This is a genomic window from Mesorhizobium sp. B1-1-5, assembly GCF_006443065.1.
Taxonomy (GTDB): Bacteria; Pseudomonadota; Alphaproteobacteria; order Rhizobiales; family Rhizobiaceae; genus Mesorhizobium.
Map to the genome: position 1 here is coordinate 1 of NZ_VFWS01000304.1, position 1,668 is coordinate 1,668.

At 67.5% G+C, this 1,668-nt stretch carries 1 protein-coding gene; it reads right to left on the reverse strand.

Going from position 1 to position 1,668, the window contains the following annotated elements:
• A partial coding sequence (locus tag FJ980_RS30680) for a circularly permuted type 2 ATP-grasp protein (protein ID WP_140547323.1) occupies positions 1 to 1,668 on the reverse strand: 1,668 nt, incomplete at both ends.

The window sequence follows — 1,668 nt, forward strand, 5'->3', positions numbered from 1 at the left end:
TTGCGCAGCATCACCGTCATCGCCCGCGTCGCGTCATCCCCCGGCGCCACCGTCGTCGCGAACTGATGGATGGTCTTCGACAAGTCCTTGAGCGCCAGCCAGCCGTCCGGCGAGAAACGGTCGCGGATCTGGCCGGCGCTGTAGACCGCGCTGTCCAGCGTACCGATCAGCCCCGATGGGATCGCTGTTTCGACATCGATGCCGAACGGTTCGAGATGATCCCTGATGTCGGCCAGCAGCGGCATATCCGGATCGGAAGTTTCGGCGAGCCGCACATGATAGGCGCGCAGGATGCGCACCGTGTCCTCGGAGCGTTCGATGTAGCGGCCGAGCCAGGTCAGGTTTTCCGCTGCGCGGCTGGGCAGGCTGCCCGGCCTGGTGCGGCTGAAGCTGTCACCCTCTTGCGGCAGCAGCGTCTCGCGCTCCACCGGCCGATCGCTGACCACCCATACGTCGGCCGCCTGGCCGCCGCGCTGCATGGCGATTGCCGTCGGATCGAGCGACAGGCCGACGCGGGCGAACCCGCCCGGCATCACCGTCCAGCCCTCGGGCGTGCGCGCCAGGTAGACACGCAGGCTCGCCGGCCGCGGCTCCAGCCATCCGCCGACATAGACGGGCGTCGTCGAAAGCGTCACCGCTTCCTGGCCGACGAAAGCGTCGCCGTCGCGTTCGATGCGCGCCACCAGGTCCGCCCGCTCCCCGGCCGACAGCGCGGAGCCAAGCCTAGTCTGGTCGTCGTCCTCGAAGGCCAGCCTCGTCGACAGCGCCGGCCCGATCACCATGCTGTCGATATTGGAGAGCACATGCGCTCGGTAGGATGCCTGACCGCACCACCATGTCGCGACGGTGGGCAGCTCGAGTTCCTCGCCCCGCAATTCACGCGCGATCTTGGGCAGGAAGGCAAGCAGCGCGCGCGTTTCCATCAGGCCCGAGCCGAGCGCATTGACGGTCGAGACGCTGCCTTGCCGGATCGCCTCGACCAGTCCCGGCGTGCCGATCTGCGACTCCGAGCGCAGTTCCAACGGATCGGCGAACGCCGCGTCTAGCCGCCGCCACAGCACGCTGATCGGCATCAGCCCGGAAACGGTGCGCACCATCAGCCGGCCCCCGGAAACGGTCAGGTCCTCGCCTTCGAGCAGCATGATGCCGAGATAGCGGGCGATATAGGCGTGTTCGTAATAGGTTTCGTTGAGCGGTCCAGGCGTCAGAATGGCGACGCGGCCGTCGGCTTCCCTGGCCATGCCGATCAGCGCGTCGCGGAAACGCCGGAAGAAGCCGGCAAGCCGGTGCACATGCATCTCGCCATAGATATCGGACAGCGCGCGCGTCGTGGCGACGCGGTTCTCCAGCGCGAAACCGGCGCCGGATGGTGCCTGAGTGCGGTCGCCCAGCACCCACCAGCGGCCGTCCGGCCCGCGGCCGAGTTCGAAGGCGCAGAAATGCAGGAAATGGCCGTCGGCCGGCCTGGTGCCGACCACCGGCCGCAAATATTCGGGGCTTGCCGCGATCAGACCGGCCGGCAGGATGCCCTTTTCGACCAGCCGGTTCGGCCCGTATATATCGGCGATGATCTCCTCGAACAGCTCGGCGCGCTGCACCAGGCCGGCGCTGATCGCTGCCCACTCGGCGTCCACCAAGACTCTGATCTGACATGGCAAAGGGGAATCA